The sequence below is a fragment of the Acidovorax sp. SUPP2825 genome, assembly GCF_030158995.1.
Taxonomy (GTDB): Bacteria; Pseudomonadota; Gammaproteobacteria; order Burkholderiales; family Burkholderiaceae_C; genus Paracidovorax.
On the sequence record NZ_BQXK01000012.1, the window covers coordinates 112,875 to 133,328 of the forward strand.

The following is a 20,454-nucleotide window of genomic DNA, read 5'->3' on the forward strand; positions in this document are numbered from 1 at the left end:
GCGCACTGCCGACCACGGAGCCTTTGAATCACGTCCGACAGGTTTCGGACACAGCAGTCGCCCGGGTTGAAAAAACGAACGACCGCAGCCAGCCTTGAGCAGACTTAGAGGTGAGCTGGCGGCTTTGATGGGCCTGTCCATTCAGCCGGCCGCTCCGCTACAGCCCACCTCTAAGTCGGTAATGCTTACGCCGCCCGATTCGGTCAGCCGCTGGCTCGGCCGCCCTAGCCGCCGTTGTCGCGCAAACCCGTGTGACTCCCGGCTCAGGCTGCGAGCGCCTGCGCGTCCTGTCCAAAGTAGAAGTGCCGGATATCATCCCGCTCCCGCAGCGCATCGGCCGGCCCCGTCAGCACCGCCCGCCCCGCATCCAACACGGTCGCCCGGTCCGCATACTGCAGCGCCACCGCAGAGTTCTGCTCCGCCACCAGCAGCGTCAAACCTTCCTCGCAGTTCAAACGTTTGAGCTGGGCAAAGATCTCCTGCACCACGCGCGGCGCCAGGCCCATCGAGGGCTCATCGAGCACCAGCAGGCGCGGGCGCGACATCAGCGCCCGGCCGATGGCGGTCATCTGCTGCTCGCCGCCGGATGCCAGGCCCGCGGGCGTGCGGCGCTTGTCGCGCAGGCGCGGAAAAAGCGCATACACCCGCTCCAGGTCGTGCGCGATCTCGCCGCGCCGGGCGCTGCGGCCCAGGGCGCCGGTGACCAGGTTGTCTTCCACCGACAGGCTGGGAAAGCAGTGCCGGCCTTCCAGCACCGGCACCAGCCCGGCGCGCACCAGGGTGGCCGGGCTGGCGTGTGCCACGTCCTGCCCGTCGTAGGTGATGCATCCGGCGGTGAGCTGCCCGCGCTCGGCCGGCAGCAGGTGCGACACGGCTTTCAGCGTGGTGGACTTGCCGGCGCCGTTGGCGCCCAGCAGGGCATGGATCTCGCCGGCGCGCACCTCGAAGCCCACGCCGTGCAGCGCGGCGATGGCGCCCTGGTACACGGCCTGCACCGCATCGACGGTGAGCAGCGCGGGGGGCGGGATTGCCATGGCGCTCACTCACCCACTCAGGCAGCGCGGGCCAGGGGCCGCGCCTGCGCTGCATTGGCCGCGCCGGCATCGGCGGCCGGTGCGGGCGCCACCGCCGCGGGCCGGCCGGGGCCGGCGCCGATCTGCCACACGTAGGGCGGCTCGGTGCCGTTGACGTGCCAGTCGCCCACGATGCGCGCCTTGTAGATCACCGGGTTGTGCGACGCCACGGTGCGCGCGTTGCGCCAGTGCCGGTCCAGCGACTGCGCGCTGCTGGCGGCCGATGCGCCCAGCCCGTTGAAGAACTGGCTGGCGGCGCGCAGCACCAGGTCGGTGAGCGCCACCTGGCCCTGCGCGGATTCCAGCTCGGCCTCGATGTTGGCCTGCTTTTCCTGCTCGGGCGTGCCGTGCCAGTGCGCGTCGTAGGCGCGCTGGGCGGCGAAGGCGGCGCGCACGGCGGTGGCTTCGGCCGCATAGGCGATGGCCGAGACCTCGCCCACCACCTGCTGCACCTGCACGTCCTGCGCCACGCTGGGCGCGTTGCCGGTGCTGAAAATGCGCTGGCGCCCGCGCACCTGGGCGGCCGCGTCGCGCGTGATGGCGCGGGCGATGCCGGCCAGCGTGGCCAGGTGGAACAGCTGGTAGAAGGCCGTCTGGTACTTGAAGCGGTCGGTGAAGAGAAAGATGTTCTCTGGCTCCACCTCGGCGTTCTCGTACACCGAGGTGCCGCTGCCCGTGGTGCGCTGGCCGAAGCCGTCCCAGTCGTCGTGGTGCGTCACGCCGGGCTGGCGCGCGCGCACGGCGGCGATCACGTCCAGGCCCTCGCCGTCGCCCGGGCCGTCGCGGCGGGCATACAGGTCGATCCAGTCCGCGAAGATGCTGCCGGTGCTGTAGAACTTGCGGCCGTTGACCACCCAGCGCCCGTCCGCCTTTGGCGTCACGCGCGTGATCACGTCGCCGATGGCCACGTTGCCCACTTCGGTCCAGGCGTTGCCGGCCAGGTCGCCTTCGGCAAAGCGCTGCAGCCACACGGTAGTGGCCGCGTCGCGCGGGGCGTTGAGGCGGTCTTCGACGAAGGCGAAGTGCCCGCGCAGCGCCTGCACGATGTTGGAGTCGGCCTCGGCCAGCTCCACCAGCAGCTGAAAGAGCTGCGGCAGCGTGGCGCCGTCGCCGCCGTGTTCCACGGGCACGCGCAGGGCGCCGAAGTGTGCGTCCTTGAGCCACTGGATGGCGTCGTGGCCCAGCTGGCGCTGCTGCTCGCGCTGCAGCGCCGTGGCCTGGATGCGCGCGAAGATGGGGCGGTACTTTGCGGCAATGGCTTCGTAGTCGGGGCCGAGGATGGAAGGGGTGCGATAGAGGTCGGTCATGGCGTCGCTCCGGGTGGGATGGAGAAAGGGGCGGGTCAGTCGTCGATGCTCGTGCGCACCTTGACGTTCTTTTCCTTGGCATAGGCCAGGGACGACTTTTCGATGATCGGGCGCAGCAGCTTCCAGTCCGGCGCGATCCAGTCGGAGACGACCTTCCACTGCGTGCCGTCCCACTGCTGGAAGGCCACGCGGCCGTCGCCTTCGTGGTTGTCCCAGGTCACGTGGATGGAATGGAACAGGCCCTTGGCGCCCAGGGCGGCGGCGCGGGCTTCGTCGATCTTCAGGTTCTCCAGGCCCCAGCGCACCTCGTCGCCGGTGAGGGTGCGCTTGCCGAACTTCGCCTGCGCGATGCGGATGGCCTCGACGTTCAGGATGCCGTTGAGCACGCCCAGGTTGTGGTACACGCTGCCGATGCGCTTCTTGTCCTGCAGGTTGCCCTTGCCCGCGTCGTAGACGGTCTTCACGATGTCCTGTAGCACCGGGTATTGCGTGCCGGGCGCCACCGAGGTGATGGCGACGTAGCCCTTGGCGGCGTCGCCCGCGGGGATCACGTCTTCCTCGGAGTTGGACCAGATGTTGCCCACGATGCGGTCGGCCGGAAAGCCGGTCTTCTGCGCGGTTTTGAGCGCCACCGGGTTCATCACGCCCCAACCGCGCAGCACCACGAAGTCGGGCTTGGCTCGGCGGATGGTCAGCCACTGCGACTGCTGCTCGTTGCCGGGGTGCGGCACCTCGATCTGCTGCACCGTGAAGCCGTACTGCTTGGCCAGCAGCTCGTAGATCGGAATGGTTTCCTTGCCGTAGGGCGAGCCGTGGTACAGCACCACGATCTTCTTGCCCTTGAGCTTCTCCGTGCCGCCTGCCTTGGTGCCCAGGTAGTTCACGATGCCCGAGGTCTCGCTGTACGGATTGACCAGCAGCGGGAAGATGTACTTGAACACGCGCCCGTCGGTGGTGTCGGTGCGGCCGTGGTTGATGGTGAGCAGCGGTACCTTGTCGGCCGTCACCCTGTCGATCAGCGCATAGGCGATGCCCACCGACAGCGGGTTCCACGCTGCGATGCCGGGGCGGGTCTTCAGGCGCTCATACACCTCCACGCCGCGCTCCACCTCGTACTGCGTCTCGCCTTCTTCCCAGGTCAGCTTGACACCGCCCACACCGCCGTCGCGCGTGTTGACGAGGTTCAGATAGTCGATGAAGCCGCCGAAGAAGCCCGTGCCGCCCGCTGCGTAGGGGCCGACGCGGTAGCTCTGCAGCGGGAAGAACTGTTCCTGGGTTTTGGCGGTCTGGGCCTGCGCGGCCTGCAGCCCGGTGAGCGCCAGTGCGGCGGCCAGCAAGGCGGTTTTCAGATGGCGAACGAGGGACATGCGATGCGCTCCTGTGGAGAGAAAGGAAGAGGGGAATGGCAGGGTGCGGGAAAGGAGCCGGTCAGGCGCCCTGCGGGGGCGGCGGCCGCGTGCGCTGCAGCCGGGCGACCGCCCGCTCCCACAGCGCCGCCAGCCCGCGCGGCTCGGCGATGAGAAAGCCCACGATGAGCGCGCCCAGGGCGATGCGCTGGCACAGCTCCAGCACGCCCGAGTCGAACCACTGGCCCAGCAGCAGGCTGCCCAGGCGCGAGAGCAGCAGCGGGAATACGACGATCAGGGCAGCGCCCAGGAAGGCGCCGCGCAGCGTGGCCAGGCCGCCGATGATGATGATGAAAAGGATCTGGAACGAGCGGTCGAGGTTGAAGCCCGCCGGCTCCACCGTGCGCAGGTAGACGAAGCCCCACAGCACGCCCGCCACGCCGATCACGAACGATGACAGCGCAAAGGCCAGCAGCTTGGCGCGCAGCACCGGCACGCCGATCACGCGGGCGGCCAGCTCGTTGTCGCGCACGGCGATGAAGTGGTGGCCGGTGGGCGTGCGGGTCACGCGCCAGACCAGCGCCGTCAGCACGGCCACCACGGTCAGCGCGAACAGGTAGCGGCCCGTGGGCGTGTCGAAGGCCACACCCGCCACGGCGATGGGCGGTGCGTCGATCACGCCCGAGGGGTTGTGGTTGCTGAACCAGCCGAATTTCGTCAGTGCCCACTGCACGAAGAACTGCGCCGCCAGGGTCGATACGGCCAGGTAGAAGCCGCGCAGCCGCAGGCTGGGCAGGCCGAACACCACGCCCACCACCGTGGCGGCCACGCCGCCGAGCGCCATGGCCGCCAGCAGCGGCAGGCCCTCGACGCGCAACTGAAAGTTGTAGGCCGCATAAGCGCCCACGGCCATGAAGGCGGCCGAGCCCAGCGAGAGCTGGCCCGCGTAGCCGGTCAGTAGGTTCAGCCCCACGGCGGCCAGCGACAGGGCGAGGAAGGGAATCAGCAGGGCGTCGAACACGTAGTCGGTGGCCAGCAGCGGCACCACGCCGTAGGCCAATGCCAGCGCGATGGCAGGCGTGGCCCACAGGGGCCAGAGTGTGCGACGGGTGCCGGGTTGAAGGGTGGGGGTTGCCATGGCGTCAGGCCCTTTCCACCAGCCGCTGCCCGAACAGGCCACCGGGCCGCACCAGCAGGAACAGCAGTGCGGCGGCGTAGGCGAACCAGCTTTCGATGCCGCCGCCCACGTAGGCACCCAGGTACACCTCGGCCAGCTTTTCCAGCGCGCCGATGATGAGCCCGCCCACGATGGCGCCCAGGATGGAGTCGAAGCCGCCCAGCACCAGCACCGGCAGGGCCTTGAGCACCACCAGCGACAGCGAGAACTGCACGCCCAGCCGCGCACCCCACAGCAGCCCGGCCACCAGCGCGATCACGCCGGCGGCGGACCACACGGTGGCCCAGATCACCGGCAGGCGCAGGCCCACGGCCAGGGCGGCGAAGGTGTCGTCGGCCACCGCGCGAAACGCCAGGCCCACGCGGGTGTAGCGAAAGAACGCAGACAGCACCGCCACCATGACCGCCGCCACGCCGGCCGCGAACAGGTCGAAGGTGGAAATCAGCACGCCCGCGATCTCGATGGGCGCATCGGAAACGCCCAGCTCCAGCGAATGCACCTGCGTGCCCCACACCAGCTGGGCCACGCCCTCGATCACGTACGACAGCCCCAGCGTGGCCATGAACAGCGTGATGGGCGGCTGGTTGACCAGCGGGCGCAGCACCACGCGTTCGATGGCCAGGCCCAGCGCCACCATCAGCGCGAAGGTGATCGCCAATGCCAGTGCGAACGGCAGGCCGCGCTCGACCAGGCTCACGAAGGTGAGCGCCGCGAACAGCAGTTGCGCGCCCTGCGCGAAGTTGAGCACGCCCGAGGTCTTGTAGATCAGCACGAAGCCGATGGCCACCAGCGAATACATCACGCCGGACAGCAGCCCGCCGATCAGCACCTCGGCGAGGAAGGCGAAGTCGAAGCCTTCCATCACCGCGCCTCTGTTTCGGGTGGGGGGATTTCCTGGTCGTGCGCCACGCCCAGGTAGGCGTCGATCACGGCCGGGTCCTCGCGCACCTCGGCCGGTGTGCCGTCGGCGATCTTTCGGCCGTAATCCAGCACCGCCACGCGGTCCGACAGGCCCAGCACGATGCCGATGTCGTGCTCGATGAGCACCACCGCCGCGCCGTGCCGGTCGCGCGCGGCGCGGATCAGCGCGGCCATCTCGCTTTTCTCGCCCGCGGTGGTGCCGGCCAGGGGTTCGTCCAGCAGCAAGAGGCGCGGGCGTGCCACCAGCGCGCGCGCCAGTTCCACGCGCTTTTGCAGGCCGTAGGGGAGGCCGCCGGCCAGCCGGTCCTGCACATGCCCTAAGCCCAAAAAGTCGATGGCCTCGCGCGCCTGCTCGCGCGCATCGCTCCACTCGCGGCGCGCCCGGCCCCAGCCCAGCACCTGCTCGGCAAAACTGGCGTGCGCCGCATGCACGCGGCCCAGGGCGATGTTGTCGCGCACGGAGAGGCCCTTGAAGAGCGCCAGGTTCTGGAAGGTGCGCGCCACGCCCAGGTGCGCCAGCCGGGGCGTGGGCACCTGGGCGAAGGAATCGCCGCCGATGCGCACGCGGCCGGCGTCGGGCCGGTACAGGCCGCTGATGATGTTGACCAGTGAACTCTTGCCCGCGCCGTTGGGCCCGATGATGGCGCGCAGCTCGCCCGGGGCCACGCGCAGGTCAATGCCGCGCAGTGCATGCACGCCGCCGAACGAGAGGTCGATGCCCTGCAGTTCGAGCGCGGGCGGGGCGACCGGTGGCAGGGTGCCGCCCGTGACCGCGCCGGCGCGCTCGGCGCTGCGGCGCGGTGCAGCGGGTGCCGTGGCGGGCGGGGCCAGGGTGCCGTCGAACAGGGTGCTGGACATGGTGGTGCAGGGCTTTCCGGGCCAGGCTGCGCCCGGCGCCGCGTCGCGCAGGCGAGCGGCGGGAGGGCGGGGCGCCAGTGGAGGGTGGGCGGCGGCGGGTGGGGCGTTGTGCCTGCGCGGGTCAGGCGGCCACGGCCTCGGCGGGCTCGCCGATGGCGGCCCCGGCGGGTGCGCCCAGGCCCTGCGCTTCCAGCTCGCGCACCAGCGGCAGCACCTTCTCGCCGAAGTACTCGACCTCTTCGATGAAGTGCAGGAAGCCGGCCAGGATCAGGTCCACGCCCACGGCCTTGAGCGCCACGATGCGCTCGGCGACCTGGCGCGGCGTGCCGATGAGGTTGGTGCGAAAGCCGTCGTTGTATTGCACCAGGTCCTCGAAGGTGGATTTCGCCCAGTTGCCCTCGCCCTCGGGCGAGGCCTGGCCGGCCTGCTTGGCCGCGTCGCCAAAGGCGTGCACGGCCTCCACGTGCGCGTGGTCGATGATGTCTTTCAGCACGGCGCGGGCCTCTTCCTCGGTGTCGCGGGCGATGACGAAGGCGTTGATGCCGATGCGCACGCGGTGGCCCGTCTCGGCGGCCTTGGCCTGGATGTCGTCGATCTGCTTTTTCACGCCCTCGGGCGTGTTGCCGTTGGTGAAGTACCAGTCCGACACGCGCGAGGCCATGTCGCGCGCGGCGCGCGAGCTGCCGCCCTGGAAGATCTCCGGGTGGGGCTTTTGCACGGGCTTGGGGCTCAGCGTGTAATTGTTGAAGCGGTAGAAGTCGCCCTTGAAGGTGAAGTTGTCCTGCGTCCAGATGCCCTTGAGCGCGCGGATGAATTCCTCGGAGCGGCGGTAGCGCTCGTCATGCTCCAGCCACGGCTCGCCGATGGCCTGGAACTCGCCCTTGAACCAGCCGCTCACCACGTTGATGGCGATGCGCCCCTGCGAGATGTGGTCGATGGTGGCGATCTGCTTGGCCACCACGGCCGGGCTCCACGGCCCGGGCAGGATGGCGGCCAGCACCTTGAGCTTGGTGGTGGCGTGCAGCAGCGCCTGGCTGAACGACACCGACTCGTGCTGGTATTCGGCGCCATAGCCCGCGGTGAAGCGGATCTGGCTCAACGCGTAGTCGAAACCCGCCTTCTCGGCCGCCTGCGCCAGGCGCTGGTTGTATTCCAGGCTCCAGTCGGTGCGCTGGGCGATGGTGCTGACCACCAGCCCGCCGCTGACGTTGGGCACCCAGTAGGCGAAGCGGATGCCTGCAGCGGAGGAAGAAGAAGCGGAAGTCGTGTCGTGGCTCATGGCGATGCTCCTGGACAGAGGGAGGGGAATGGGGTGGCCGGCGGGGCTCAGGCCGCCTGCGCCAGGCGCAGCGCGGGCGCGGCCTGCGGCGCGATGCCGACCAGGGGCGCCGCACGCTGCACCGCCAGCACGATGCGCTCGCGCAGGGCGGCGCTGGCGATCTCGTAGCCCTGGAAGTCCTGCTCCGAGGCATACACGCCCAGCGGCAGCGTGCGCGCCTGGAAGAAGCTGAACAGCGGGCGCAGCTGGTGGTCGATCACCAGCGCATGGCGGTCGCTGCCGCCGGTGGCGGCCAGCAGCACGGGCACGTCGATCAGCGCCTCGTGGTGCACGAAGTCGAACAGGTGCTTGAACAGGCCCGTGTACGAGCCGCGGTAGACCGGGCTGGCCACGATCAGCAGGTCGGCCGATTCGATGGCTGCCAGCTCCGCTTCGACGGCGGCCGGCAACTGGCTGCGGTAGAGCCCGCCGCCGATCTGCGGGGCCAGCGGCCCCAGCTCGATGGTGTGCGCCTCGATGGGCAATGCCTCGCTGAGCGCGGCGATCAACTCTTCCACCAGCACCAGCGTGCGCGAGGGGCGCTGCACATTGCCGGAAACCGCCACTACCTTGAATTTGCGCGTCATGGGATCGAACCTTCCTGGTTTGCCCGGCGCGACCATCGCGGCGGGGGATGGAATGGATTGAAGACCCAGCGGCGCGCCAGCGCTGCAAAGGAATCGGCGCATGCTTATGCGGAATCCGTGCGTGCCGGCAAGTGGTTGATTGGCAAGGGAAAACCCGGAAACCCGGGCCGATGCGCGGGGCGGCGGCGCCACGTGGCGGCCGCACCGCGTGCCGGGCCCGCCTGCCCGCCCAGCGGCAAATTGCGCAGTTTGCTGCTGCGGTGCTGGCCCGGGCGCAGGCGCGCGGCGCAGGGGGCCGGCTGGCCGGGCGGCGCGTGCCTGCCGCGCCGTCGGGATCATTCGCTATTATTTATATAGCAATCAGGGCATATTCCACTAGGGCATCGGGGCGAAAAGGCCCCGAATGCCGGTGGGGATCAGCCGGTGAACACCGCCCGCCACAGCGCCAGCACCGCGTCGCGCTCGGCCTGCAGCGTGGCGGGGTCCACGCGCGTGGGCTGCTCGTTCAGGCGGGCGCGGTGCTGCACCTGGCGCAGCGTGCGGTAGGCCGTGGCAGCGGCGGTGCCCACGCCGTCGGGCAGGAAGCCGGCGGCCTCGGCGCGCTGCAGCAGGGTGATGTTGCCCCGGTTCTCGCGCAGGCTGGGGTGGGTGGCGGACTGCGACAGCACCAGGTACTGCAGGGCGAATTCGACATCCACCATGCCGCCCACGCTGTGCTTGACGTCGAACTGCCCGGCCGGCACCGGGTGGGCGGCGCGCACGCGCTCGCGCATGGTGACGATCTCCTCGCGCAGCGCGGCGGGGTCGCGCGGGGCGGTGATGACGGCCTCGCGCACCGCATCGAAGCGCTCGCGCAGGTTGCGGCCGCTGCCCGCGGGCGCCTCGCTGCCTTCGGGCAGGGGCGCGAGCGGGCCGGCCGGGGCCAGGTCTTCGGTGCCCAGCAGGAAGCGCGCCCGCGTCATGGCCTGGTGCTCCCAGGTCCAGGCGGTGTTGCTGCCGCGCCGTTGCTGGTAGTTGGCGTACGCGGTGAAGCTGGTCACCAGCAGGCCCGAATTGCCGTTGGGCCGCAGGGCGGTGTCGATCTCGAAAAGGTCGCCCTCGGCGGTCTTCACCGTGAGCCAGTTGATGAGCTTGCGCACGAAGGCCGAATACACCTCGGGCGCGCGGTCGTCGTCGTCGTCGAACACGAAGACGATGTCCAGGTCGCTGCCGTAGCCCAGCTCCTTTCCACCCAGCTTGCCGTAGCCGATGATGGCGAACTGCGGCACCTCGCGGTGGCGGTTCTTCAGGCGGCTCCAGCACCACTGCGCGGTCACGCGCAGCACGCTGTCGGCCAGGGCCGAGAGGTCGTCGGCCACCTGCTCCACGGTGATGCGGCGCTCCACGTCGCGCGCCAGCGTGCGGAAGGTCTCGGCATGGTGGGCGCGGCGTAGCAGGTTCAGCAGGGTCTCGTCGTCGTCCTCGCCGGTCGATTGCAGCGAGGCGATGCGCAGCCCCAGTTCGTGCTCGAAGTCCTGCGGCACGAAGCGTTCGGCCAGCAGTGCGTCGCCCGCCAGTTCGTCGATCACGCCGGGGTGCTGCAGCATGTAGCGGGCGGGCCACTGCGCGGCGCCCAGCAGGTGCAGCAGGTGCTCGTGGACCGAGGGGCGCTCCAGCAGCAGCGCCAGGTAGATGTCGCGGCGCAGCAGCGATTCGAGCCAGCCGATCAGCCGCACCACGGCGTCTTCGTTGACCTGGCCCTCGGCCAGCCAGCGCGCAGTGCGTTGCACCAGCCGCAGCAGCCGCTCGCGCGACTCGTCGCTCAGGGACTGCACGCGCGGGTGCGTGCGCCATTCGGCGACGCGCGCGCGCACGGTGGGCGGCAGTTGCTCCAGCACCGCTTCCAGCTCGGGCGCGGCGGGCGCGCCGGCACGTGGGCCGCCGCAGCCGCCCTTGGTGCACTGCTTCTTGCCGGCGCCGCCCAGCAGCGTGTCGAACTCCTGCGCCACCAGTTCGCGGTGCGCATCGAGCTGGTGCAGGAAGGCGCAGGTGCCCAGGCCCAGGGTCTGGGCGATCCAGGCCAGGTCGTCGTCGCGCGTGGGCAGCACGTGGGTCTGCTGGTCGTCCAGGTACTGGATGCGGTGCTCCACCTGGCGCAGGAAGGTGTAGGCCGCGGCCAGCGCCTCGGCCGTCTCCTGCGGCATGAGGCCGGCGCGCGCGATGCGCTGCAGCGCCTCCAGCGTGGGGCGGCAGCGCAGCTCGGGGAACTGCCCGCCGCGCACCACCTGCAGCAGCTGCACGGTGAATTCGATCTCGCGGATGCCGCCGCGCGAGAGCTTCACGTCGTTGGCGCGCTCGGGGTGGCCGGCGCTGCGCTTGGCGGCGTGGTCGCGGATCTGCCGGTGCAGCGAGCGCAGCGCGTCGAACACGCTGTAGTCCAGGTAGCGCCGGAAGACGAAGGGCAGCACCACGCCGCGCAGGGCCTGCACCGGCTCGCCGATGACGCTGCTGCGCGGCGCGACCACGCGGCTCTTGAGCCAGGCGAAACGCTCCCATTCGCGGCCCTGCACCTGCAGGTATTCCTCCAGCGCGGCCAGCGACACGGCCGCCGGGCCGGAGTTGCCGTTGGGCCGCAGCGCCAGGTCCACCCGGAAGACGAAGCCGTGCTCGGTGGTGTCGCCGATCAGGCCGTAGATGGCCTTGACGGCGTGGCCGAAGTACTCGTGGTTGGAGATGCGGTTGCGGCCCTCGGCGTTGCCGGCGGTCTCGCCGTCGTGTTCGTACACGTAGATCAGGTCGATGTCGCTGGACACGTTCAGCTCGCGCGCGCCCAGCTTGCCCATGCCGATGATCCACAGCTCGACCGGCTGGCCCTCGGGGCCGCGCGGGGCGCCGTGGCGGGCGTCGAGCGCTTCGCGGGCCTGCACGCAGGCCTGGTCCAGGGCCAGTTCGGCCAGCTCGGTGGTCGCCCGCGTGATGTCGGCCAGCGGTGCGCCCTGTTCGCAATCGAGGCGCACCAGCCGCTCCATCACCACCTGCCGCAGGATGCGCAGGGCCGTGCCGGTGTCGTGCCCGCGGGCCCGCAGGGCGGCCAGCGCCTCGGCCATGGTGGCCCGCGTGGGGGCGCCGGGCGGCAGCACGGCGAACGCGTCGGCATAGCGCCGGTGCAGCCGCTGGTGGAAGCGGGAATGGCTCGCCAGCGGGCCGTCGACGGCGGCGCTGGGGATCTCTGGAACGTCAGTGCAAGACAGCGGCATAGCAAGGGCCCGGGGCCTGAAAACCGTACATAACGACACCGTTTGATGCTGAACCCGCACAGCGGGCGCGGGTCATAATTCCCTTCGCATCCCAACCCACCAATGATTGAACAGCCACCGAACCCCTCACGCCTGCTCCGATGCCTGGCAGGTCTTGCGCGGTGGTCCCTGGGCCTGCTCATCGCCTTCTGGCTGCTGGTGGCCGCCGCCTGGGGGGTGCTTCACGGCTGGATTGTGCCGCGTATCGGCGACTTCCGTCCGCAGCTGGAAGCCCATGCCACACGGGCGCTGGGGGTACCGGTGCGCATCGGTGCGCTTTCGGCCCGCTCCGAAGGGCTGGTGCCCACCATCGAGCTGAACGACGTCGCCCTGCTGGACCCCCAGGGCCGCGAGGCCCTGAAGCTGCCGCGCGTGGTGGGCTCGCTGTCGCCGCGCTCGGTGCTGCGCATGGGGTTCGAGCAGCTGACCATCGAACGCCCCGAACTCGACGTGCGCCGCATGGCGGACGGCCGCATCTTCATCGCCGGGCTGGCCTTCCGCCAGAGCGCGGGGGGCGACAGCGCCGGGGCCGACTGGCTGTTTTCGCAAAGCGAGGTCGTGCTGCGCGGCGGCACCGTGCGGCTGACCGACGAGCAAAGCCAGGAGCCGCCCCTGGCGCTGGGGCAGGTGGACCTGCTGCTGCGCAACCGGGGCTGGCGCCATGGCATGCGGATCGAGGCCACGCCGCCGCCGCAGTGGGGCGATCGGTTCAAGCTCACCGGGCAGTTCCGCCAGCCGTTCCTGACGACGCACGGCGGGTCGTGGCAGCAGTGGACGGGGCAGCTGTTCGCCGATTTCTCGCGCGTGGACGTGTCCCGGCTGCGCCACCATGTCCACATCGACGGCGTGCAGGTGGCCGAGGGCCGCGGCGCGCTGCGCGCGTGGGTCGATTTCCAGCGCGGGCAGTTCGTCGGCGGCACGGCCGATCTCGCCCTGGCCGGGGTGAATGCCCGCCTGGGCGAGGGCCTGGAGCCGCTTGCGCTGCAGTCCGTCGCCGGCCGGGTGGGCGGGCGGCGCCTGTCCGACGGGTTCGAGTTCTCCACCGAGGGCCTGCAGTTCACCACGCAGGACGCATTGCGCTGGCCGGGCGGCAACCTCACGGTGCGGCACACCGGCGTGCAAAGCGGCCGTGAGCAGGGCGAACTGCGCGCCGACCGCCTCGACCTGGCCGCGCTGGCGCAGATCGCCAGCCGGCTGCCGCTGGATGCCGCCGTGCATTCCGCCCTGGCCGACTACACGCCGCGCGGGCTGGTGGAGGAGGTCAAGGCCACCTGGCGCGGCCCCCTGCAGCAGCTGCAGCAATACCAGGCGCGCGGCAAGGTGACCGGGCTGGCGGTGGCCGACCAGCCGCGCGCCGAGGGCGCGGCCTCGCACGTGCCCGGCCTGCGCGGCGCGAGCGTGGAGTTCGACGTGTCGCAGGCGGGCGGCAAGGCCACGCTGGCCCTGGCGGACGGCGCCCTGGTGCTGCCCCATGTGTTCGAGGAAGGCACGGTACCGGTGGACCAGCTGTCGGCGAACGTGCGCTGGCAGATCGAGGGCGAGCGCATCGCGGTGCAGGCCAGCGACCTGCAGTTTTCCAACGCCGATGCGCAGGGCGAGGCCCGGCTGAACTGGCACACCGGCGATGCCGAGCGTGCCGGCGCCCGGCCGCGGTTTCCCGGCGTGCTGGACCTGTCCGGCAGCCTGAGCCGCGCGGACGGCACCCGCGTGCACCGCTACCTGCCGCTGTCCATCCCGCAGGAGACGCGCCACTACGTGCGCGACGCGGTCACCACGGGCACGGCCAGCAACGTGCAGTTCCGCGTCAAGGGCGACCTGCACGACATTCCCTTCAACACGCCCGGGCAGGGCGACTTCCACATCGCCGCGCGCGTGAAGGACGTGACCTATGCCTATGTGCCGCCGCGCCTGCAGCATGCCAACGAGGCGCCCTGGCCCGCCCTCACCGAACTCACCGGCGACCTGATCTTCGACCGATCCACCATGGCCGTGAAGGGCGCCAGCGGCAGCTTCGCCGGCACGCCGAAGCTGCGCGTGAACAAGGTGGAGGCGCGCATTCCGGACCTGGCCCACACGGTGGTCGCGGTGAACGCCGATGCGCGGGGCCCGCTGGCGGACATGCTGTCGTTCGTCACCACCTCGCCGCTGGCGCGCCTGACCGGCAATGCGCTGGACAAGACCACCGCCAACGGCACCGCCGACCTGCAGCTGGCCCTGTCGCTGCCCGTCAGCCACATCGACCAGTCCAAGGTGCAGGGCAGCGTGACCCTGGCGGGCAATGACGTGCGCATCGCACCGGAGGCCCCGCCCATCGGCCGCGCGCGCGGCACCGTGCAGTTCACCGACACCGGCTTCACCCTGGCGGGCGTGCAGGGCCGCGCGCTGGGGGGCGACCTGCGTCTGGAGGGCGGCATGCGGTCCCTGCCCGCGGGGGCGTTGCCGGTGGAGTCCGCCGTGCAGGTGCGCGGCCAGGGCGTGGCCACGGCCGAGGGGCTGCGCCAGGCGTCGCAATGGCCGGGCCTGGCGCAACTGGCCCAGCGCGCGAGCGGCAGCACGCCCTACACGCTGGCGCTGGGCGTGCGCCGGGGCACGCCGGAGGTGCAGGTGACCACCACCTTGCAGGGCATGGCACTGGACCTGCCGGCGCCGCTGGGCAAGACCGCCGAGGCCCTGATGCCCGTGCGGTTCGAGACGCAGCTCACGCGCGAATCCCTGGCGGCCGCGGCAGGGAGCGGCAACGGCAGCGGCGGTGGCAATGGCACCGGTGCGGCGCCCCTGCACGAACACATGGCGCTGGACCTGGGCGCGCTCGGCTCGGTGACCTATGTGCGCGACATTGCCAACGCCGCCCAGCCCCGGGTGCTGCGCGGCGCCATCGCGCTGGGCCTGGCGCCCGGCGAGGCGGCGCCCCTGCCCGAACGCGGCGTGGTGGCCAATGTGCAGATCGGCGAGCTGGATGTGGATGCCTGGCAGGCGGCGCTGATGGGCAATGGCCCCGTGCGCTCGCCCCTGCTGGTGGCGCCACCGGCTGCCGAGTCCGCATCGGCGGCCAGCACACCGGCGAGTGCCGCGCCCGCTGCGGTGGCGGGCAACGGAACGGGCGCCGCTCCCGTGCCTTCCGTCTCGCCCATGCAGGACTACCTGCCCACGCAACTGGCCGTGCGGGCCCGTCAGGTGGACTTCCAGGGCCGCACGCTGCACGGCGTGGTCATGGGCGGCTCGCGCGAGGGCAGCACCTGGCGCACCAACGTGGACGCCCAGGAGCTGAACGGCTACGTGGAGTTTCGCCAGGGCGCCGGCAGCGGGCCCGATGCGGGCTCCGGCCGGGTGTTCGCCCGCCTGTCGCGCCTGGCGGTCCCGCAGAGCGATGCCAAGGAGGTGGATGAACTGCTGGCCGAAGAACCGGCCGCCGGCGCCGGCACGCTGCCGTCGCTGGACATCGTGGTGGATGATTTCGTGCTGCGCGGGCGGCGCCTGGGCCGCATCGAGATCGAGGCGCAGAACCGCGGCGGCGACGGCGCTCCGCGCGAGTGGCGGCTGTCCAAGTTCAACATCGTCACGCCCGAGGCCACGCTCACGGCCAACGGCAACTGGGCGTTGCTGGGCAGCGACGGCGCCGCCGATGCGCGCCGCCGCACGGTGATGAACTTCAAGCTCGACATCCGCGACTCGGGCGATCTGCTCACGCGTTTCGGCATGGCCGACGTGGTGCGCCGCGGCAAGGGCCGCATGGAGGGGCAGGTCGCCTGGATGGGCGCGCCGCTCACGCCGGACTACCGCACCATGTCGGGCCAGATGAACGTCAACGTCGAATCGGGCCAGTTCCTCAAGGCCGATCCGGGCCTGGCCAAGCTGCTGGGCGTGCTCAGCCTGCAGTCGCTGCCGCGCCGGCTCACGCTCGACTTCCGCGACGTGTTCAGTGAAGGCTTCGCGTTCGACTTCGTGCGCGGCGACGTGCGCATGGAGCAGGGCGTGGCCACCACCAACAACCTGCAGATGAAGGGCGTGAACGCCGCCGTGCTGATGGAGGGCAGCGCCGACCTGGACCGCGAGACGCAGGACCTGCACGTGGTCGTGGTGCCCGAGATCAACGCCATGACGGCCTCCCTGGTGGCCACGGCCATCAACCCGGTGGTCGGCCTGGGCAGCTTCCTCGCGCAGGTCTTTCTGCGCGGGCCGCTCATCCAGGCGGCCACGCAGGAGTTCCGCATCGACGGCACCTGGACCGATCCGCGCATCGAGCGCGTGCCCCGGCGCAAGCTGGGCAGCGCCGACCCCGCCGTCCGGCCGCCCACGGCCGAGTCCCCCACCGGAGACAAATCATGATGAAAACCGCCGCATTGCAAATGGTGTCGGGCCTGCACGTGCCCGGCAATCTCGAACAGGCCCGCCACCTGCTGGAGCAGGCCGCCGCCGAAGGTGCCGAGCTGGCCGTGCTGCCCGAGTATTTTTGCGCCATGGGCGCGCGCGACACCGACAAGCTCGCGCTGCGCGAGCCCTACGGCGAAGGCCCCATCCAGCGCTTTCTGGCCCAGGCGGCCCGGGAGCTGGGCCTGTGGGTGGTGGGCGGCACGCTGCCGCTGCAGTGCGAGAGCCCGCACCACGTGCGCAACACCTCGCTGGTGTTTTCGCCGCAGGGCGAGTGCGTGGCCCGCTACGACAAGATCCACCTGTTTCGCTTCGACAACGGGCGCGAGCGCTTCGACGAGGCCGCGGTGATCGAGGCGGGCAACACGCCCGTGCGCTTCGAGCTGACCGCGCGCGACGGCACCCGTTGGCGCGTGGGCCTGTCCGTCTGCTACGACCTGCGTTTTCCTGAGCTGTACCGCCAGCATGCGCGGGCCGGGGCCGACCTGCTGCTGGTGCCCAGCGCCTTCACCCACACCACCGGCGAGGCCCATTGGGAGTTGCTGCTGCGCGCCCGCGCGGTGGAGAACCTCGCCTATGTGCTGGCGCCGGCGCAGGGCGGCCTGCACGAGAACGGCCGCCGCACCTGGGGCCACAGCATGGTGGTCGATCCGTGGGGCGCCGTGCAGGCGCAGGTGGCCGAAGGCCCGGGCGTGGCCCTGGGCGTGCTCGATGCGGCGCGGCTGCAGCAGGTGCGCCAGCAGCTGCCGGCGCTGGACCACTGCATCCTGTGACCGAGGGCGAGCCGTTCCTGTGGCCCTGGCACCGCTGGCGCAGCGCATGGAAGCGCTGGTCGCTGTGGGCCCTGCTCGTGCTGCTGGTGGCCGGCATGCTGGTCACCCAGGTGTGGCTGGCCGGCCGCTACGAGGCGAGCGAGGTGCAGAACCGCCTGGACCGCGACGCCGCCGATGCCGTGGCCGACATCCGCCAGGGCTTCGCCCACAACCTGCAGAACCTGCAGGCGCTGCACGTGGGCACGCCGGACCTGGCGAGCTGGGAGTCGCGCGCGGCCGCCTTGCTGAGCGTGCGCCGCGAACTCGTGCGGCTGGAATGGCGCAGCCCCACGCTGGAAGTGCGGGCCCATGTCGAGACCCCCTACCGCCCGGTGCAGTGGGACGCCGAGATGCGCAGCGGCATGCATTCCAACATCGCGCTGGCGTGCGCCAACGCGCGCCGCGTGTCGGGGCCGTCGTACTCCGGCAGCTACTTCCAGCCCCAGGGCGACGGCCGCGGCTCCGAAATGATGGAACTGTGCCTGCCCCTCATGCAGGATGGCCGCAACGAAGGCTTCGTGGTGGCCACCTACTCGCTGCACAACGTGCTGATCGACCTGGTGGTGCCCAGCCTCAAGCGCGGGCAGGAGGTGTCGTTCACCGAAGCCGATGGCACCCGCCTGGCCATGGTGGGGGCCAGCCGGCGCGGCACGCGCCTGTTCAGCGCGCAGCAGCTGTTCGACCTGCCGGGCGCCACGCTGGTCCTGCGCATGGACAGCTGGCACAGCGCGCCCAGCGTGTTCCCCAATGTGCTCACCGCGCTGGTGACCGCCATGTCGATCGCGCTCGTCACCGTGCTGGTGGTGCTGGTGCGCGACAACCGGCGCCGGCTGCGCGCCGAGCGCGACCTGGGCGACGCGCTGGCGTTCCGCAAGGCCATGGAGGACTCCCTGGTGACCGGGCTGCGCGCGCGGGACCTGCAGGGGCGCATCACCTATGTGAACCCGGCCTTCTGCGAGATGGTGGGATTCACCGCGCAGGAGCTGCTGGGCCAGAGCGCCCCGGTGCCCTACTGGCCGCCCGAGTTCGCCGACGAGTACCGCCAGCGCCAGGCGATCCGCCTGTCCAGCCTGCACCCGCCGCCGCGCGAGGGCTACGAATCCACCTTCATGCGCAAGGACGGCGTGCGGTTTCCGGTGCTCATCTTCGAGGCGCCGCTCATCAACGCGCAGGGCCTGCACACGGGCTGGATGAGCGCGTTCCTGGACGTGAGCGAGCAGCGCCGCGTCGAGGAAATGTCCCGCGCCTCGCAGGAGCGCCTGCAGGCCACCGCGCGGCTGGCCACCGTGGGCGAGATGGCATCGCTGCTGAGCCATGAGCTGAACCAGCCGCTGGCCGCCATCTCCAGCTACGCCTCGGGCTCGCTCAACCTGCTGCCGCCGGGCGGCGGGCCGCCGCAGGAGCCGCTGCACGACGTGCACGTGGCGCTGCAGCGCATCGCGCAGCAGGCCGAGCGCGCGGGCCGCGTGATCCGCAGCGTGCACGACTTCGTGCGGCGGCGCGATCAGTCGCGCGAGGTGGTCTCGGTGCACGACCTGCTGGAGGCCGTGATGCCGCTGATCCGCCTGCAGGCGCGCAAGCTCGAAGTCTTCGTGAAGATCTCGGTGGACGCCGACCTGCCCCCGGTGCTGTGCGACCGGACCATGGTCGAGCAGGTGCTGCTGAACCTGGCGCGCAATTCCATGCAGGCCATGGACGACCCCGCCACGCCCCAGCGCATCCTGGAGCTGCGCGTGCGCCGCGCCGCATCGAATGCGCACAATGCCTGGCTGGAGTTCATGGTCATCGACCGGGGCTGCGGCATCGCGCAGGACGTGGGCGAGAAACTCTTCACCCCCTTCTTCACCACGCGGCCCGAGGGGATGGGCCTCGGCCTGAGCCTGTGCCGCACCGTGGTCGAGCAGCACGGCGGCTTCCTGGGCCACGCGCCCAACGAGCCCCGTGGTACGGTATTCACTTTCACCCTGCCTGCTGCCAGCGCGGACAGCAGCCACCCCTGATGGAACCCGTCTCCAACGCCACCGTTTACATCGTCGACGACGACTCGGGCGTGCGCGAAGCGCTCGCCTGGCTGCTGCGATCGCGCCGCCTGCCCAGCGAGTCCTTCGACAGCGCCGAAGCCTTCGAAGCCATGCTCGACGAGCGTCCGCCCGCGCGCCAGCCCTGCTGCCTGCTGCTGGACGTGCGCATGCCGGGCATGAGCGGCCTGGCGCTGTTCGACCGGCTGGCCGAGCGCCGCCTGATCGATGCGATGCCGGTGATCTTCCTCACCGGCCATGCCGACGTGCCCACCGCCGTGGCCACCGTCAAGCGCGGAGCCTTCGACTTCTGCGAGAAGCCGTTTTCCGACAACCTGCTGGTGGACCGCATCGAGCAGGCCCTGGCCCAGTCCGCGCAGCACATGGAGCAGGTGCGCCAGCACAGCGACCTGCAGGTGCGGCTGTCGGAGTTGACGGAGCGCGAGCGCGACGTGATGCGACTGGTGGTCGAGGGGCTGCCCAACAAGCTCATCGCCGACCAGCTGGACATCAGCGTGCGCACGGTGGAAGTGCACCGCGCGCGCGTGTTCGACAAGATGCAGGTCAAGTCGGCTGTGGAACTGGCCAACCTGCTGCGCGCCGCGCACTGAATGAACGCCACAGGGCGCCGAAGCGCCCTGTGAAAGCCACTCCCGCCGCGCGGTGCACGGGCGGGGCGGCGGCGGGGCCGGCCGGCGGTCAGCCCGGCTGGCGTTCGCCCACGAAGATTTCCACCCGGCGATTGCGCGCGCGGCCGTCGTTGGTGTCGTTGGTGGCGATCGGCTGGTGCGAGCCGCGGCCCTCGACCTGGATGCGTCCGCCGTTCACGCCCCGCGTCGTCAGGAAGTTGCGGGTGCTGGCCGCGCGGTCCATCGACAGGGGGTTGTTGATGGCATCGCTGCCGGTAGAGTCCGTGTGGCCCACGATGCGCACTTCGGTGTTGGGGTTGTTGCGAAGCCCCTCGGCGAAGCGCTCCAGCACGGGGGCGAAGTTGGACTGGATGTCCGAGCGGTTCGTGGCGAATGAGATGTCGCTCGGAATGTCGAGCTTGAGCTGGTTGTCGGCGGTCTGCGTCACCACCACGCCCGTGCCCTGGGTGACCTGCTGCATGTCGCGCTTTTGCCGCTCCATGTGCTGCGACCAGATGTAGGTGCCCAGGGCCCCCACACCCGCCCCGACGACGGCCCCCGTGCCCGCCCGGCCGCCGGTGGCGGAGCCGATGACCGCCCCGGCCACCGCGCCGACGCCGGCGCCCGTCGCGGTGCGCCGCTGGGTATCGTCCATGTTGGCACAGCCGCTCACGAGCAGAACGGCGGCAGTGGCGCCGATGAGAATCTTGTTGCGCATGGGATCTTCCTTTTCCAGGTGATGGACTGCCAGCCAGTCGTGATTGA

General features: G+C 70.8%; 14 protein-coding genes. 4 read left to right on the forward strand and 10 right to left on the reverse strand.

All coding sequences use genetic code 11. The features are described from left to right. Positions 1-263 precede the first annotated feature (263 nt). The 9 genes from AVAK2825_RS16180 to glnE all read right to left on the reverse strand — a co-directional run bounded on the left by AVAK2825_RS16180 (position 264) and on the right by glnE (position 11,823). Complete coding sequence (locus AVAK2825_RS16180) at positions 264-1,034, reverse strand: ABC transporter ATP-binding protein (RefSeq protein ID WP_284400708.1); 771 nt, start codon at positions 1,032-1,034, stop codon at positions 264-266. 17 nt (positions 1,035-1,051) lie between these two features. Beyond that, positions 1,052-2,380: an acyl-CoA dehydrogenase family protein gene (locus AVAK2825_RS16185; RefSeq protein WP_284400710.1), complete on the reverse strand. Its 1,329-nt coding sequence runs from the start codon at positions 2,378-2,380 to the stop codon at positions 1,052-1,054. A gap of 35 nt (positions 2,381-2,415) precedes the next feature. Next, positions 2,416-3,747 carry an ABC transporter substrate-binding protein gene (locus AVAK2825_RS16190; protein WP_284400712.1) on the reverse strand — a complete coding sequence of 444 codons (1,332 nt, stop codon included), beginning with the start codon at positions 3,745-3,747 and terminating at the stop codon, positions 2,416-2,418. A 61-nt stretch (positions 3,748-3,808) separates the two neighbouring features. Beyond that, positions 3,809-4,864, reverse strand: a complete 1,056-nt coding sequence (locus AVAK2825_RS16195) for a branched-chain amino acid ABC transporter permease (RefSeq protein ID WP_284400714.1) — start codon at positions 4,862-4,864, stop codon at positions 3,809-3,811. A 4-nt stretch (positions 4,865-4,868) separates the two neighbouring features. Next, positions 4,869-5,765, reverse strand: a complete 897-nt coding sequence (locus AVAK2825_RS16200) for a branched-chain amino acid ABC transporter permease (RefSeq protein WP_284400716.1) — start codon at positions 5,763-5,765, stop codon at positions 4,869-4,871. Then, positions 5,765-6,682 (reverse strand): ABC transporter ATP-binding protein, encoded by a 918-nt coding sequence (locus AVAK2825_RS16205; protein ID WP_284400718.1) that lies wholly within the window; start codon positions 6,680-6,682, stop codon positions 5,765-5,767. Before AVAK2825_RS16205 ends, AVAK2825_RS16200 begins: the two co-directional genes overlap by 1 nt. Positions 6,683-6,803: 121 nt before the next feature. Further along, complete coding sequence (gene sfnG, locus AVAK2825_RS16210; RefSeq protein ID WP_284400720.1) at positions 6,804-7,961, reverse strand: dimethylsulfone monooxygenase SfnG; 1,158 nt, start codon at positions 7,959-7,961, stop codon at positions 6,804-6,806. Between the two features lie 47 nt (positions 7,962-8,008). Beyond that, on the reverse strand, positions 8,009-8,587 hold the full coding sequence (gene msuE / locus AVAK2825_RS16215) for an FMN reductase (protein WP_284400722.1): 579 nt from the start codon (positions 8,585-8,587) through the stop codon (positions 8,009-8,011). A 416-nt stretch (positions 8,588-9,003) separates the two neighbouring features. Beyond that, the gene (glnE, locus tag AVAK2825_RS16220; RefSeq protein ID WP_284400724.1) at positions 9,004-11,823 is read right to left on the reverse strand and encodes a bifunctional [glutamate--ammonia ligase]-adenylyl-L-tyrosine phosphorylase/[glutamate--ammonia-ligase] adenylyltransferase; all 2,820 of its coding nucleotides are present in this window, start codon (positions 11,821-11,823) and stop codon (positions 9,004-9,006) included. Between the two features lie 102 nt (positions 11,824-11,925). Between glnE and AVAK2825_RS16225 the strand changes: the two genes are divergently transcribed. From AVAK2825_RS16225 to AVAK2825_RS16240, 4 genes are read left to right on the forward strand one after another with little or no spacing between them, the layout of a single operon-like run. Then, entirely contained in the window at positions 11,926-16,188 is a 4,263-nt protein-coding gene (locus AVAK2825_RS16225) for a YhdP family protein (RefSeq protein WP_284400725.1), read from the forward strand. Next, complete coding sequence (locus tag AVAK2825_RS16230) at positions 16,188-17,003, forward strand: carbon-nitrogen hydrolase family protein (RefSeq protein WP_284400843.1); 816 nt, start codon at positions 16,188-16,190, stop codon at positions 17,001-17,003. The genes AVAK2825_RS16225 and AVAK2825_RS16230 overlap by 1 nt, the downstream gene beginning before the upstream one ends. Then, positions 17,000-19,042, forward strand: coding sequence for a two-component system sensor histidine kinase NtrB (locus AVAK2825_RS16235; RefSeq protein WP_284400727.1), 2,043 nt, complete (start codon positions 17,000-17,002; stop codon positions 19,040-19,042). The genes AVAK2825_RS16230 and AVAK2825_RS16235 overlap by 4 nt, the downstream gene beginning before the upstream one ends. Further along, entirely contained in the window at positions 19,042-19,671 is a 630-nt protein-coding gene (locus AVAK2825_RS16240) for a response regulator transcription factor (protein WP_272566580.1), read from the forward strand. Before AVAK2825_RS16235 ends, AVAK2825_RS16240 begins: the two co-directional genes overlap by 1 nt. Before the next feature lie 88 nt (positions 19,672-19,759). Here AVAK2825_RS16240 and AVAK2825_RS16245 read toward each other — a convergent pair whose 3' ends face one another. Then, positions 19,760-20,407 (reverse strand): YiaD family glycine zipper/OmpA-like lipoprotein, encoded by a 648-nt coding sequence (locus tag AVAK2825_RS16245; RefSeq protein ID WP_284400730.1) that lies wholly within the window; start codon positions 20,405-20,407, stop codon positions 19,760-19,762. Between the last annotated feature and the right edge of the window lie 47 nt (positions 20,408-20,454).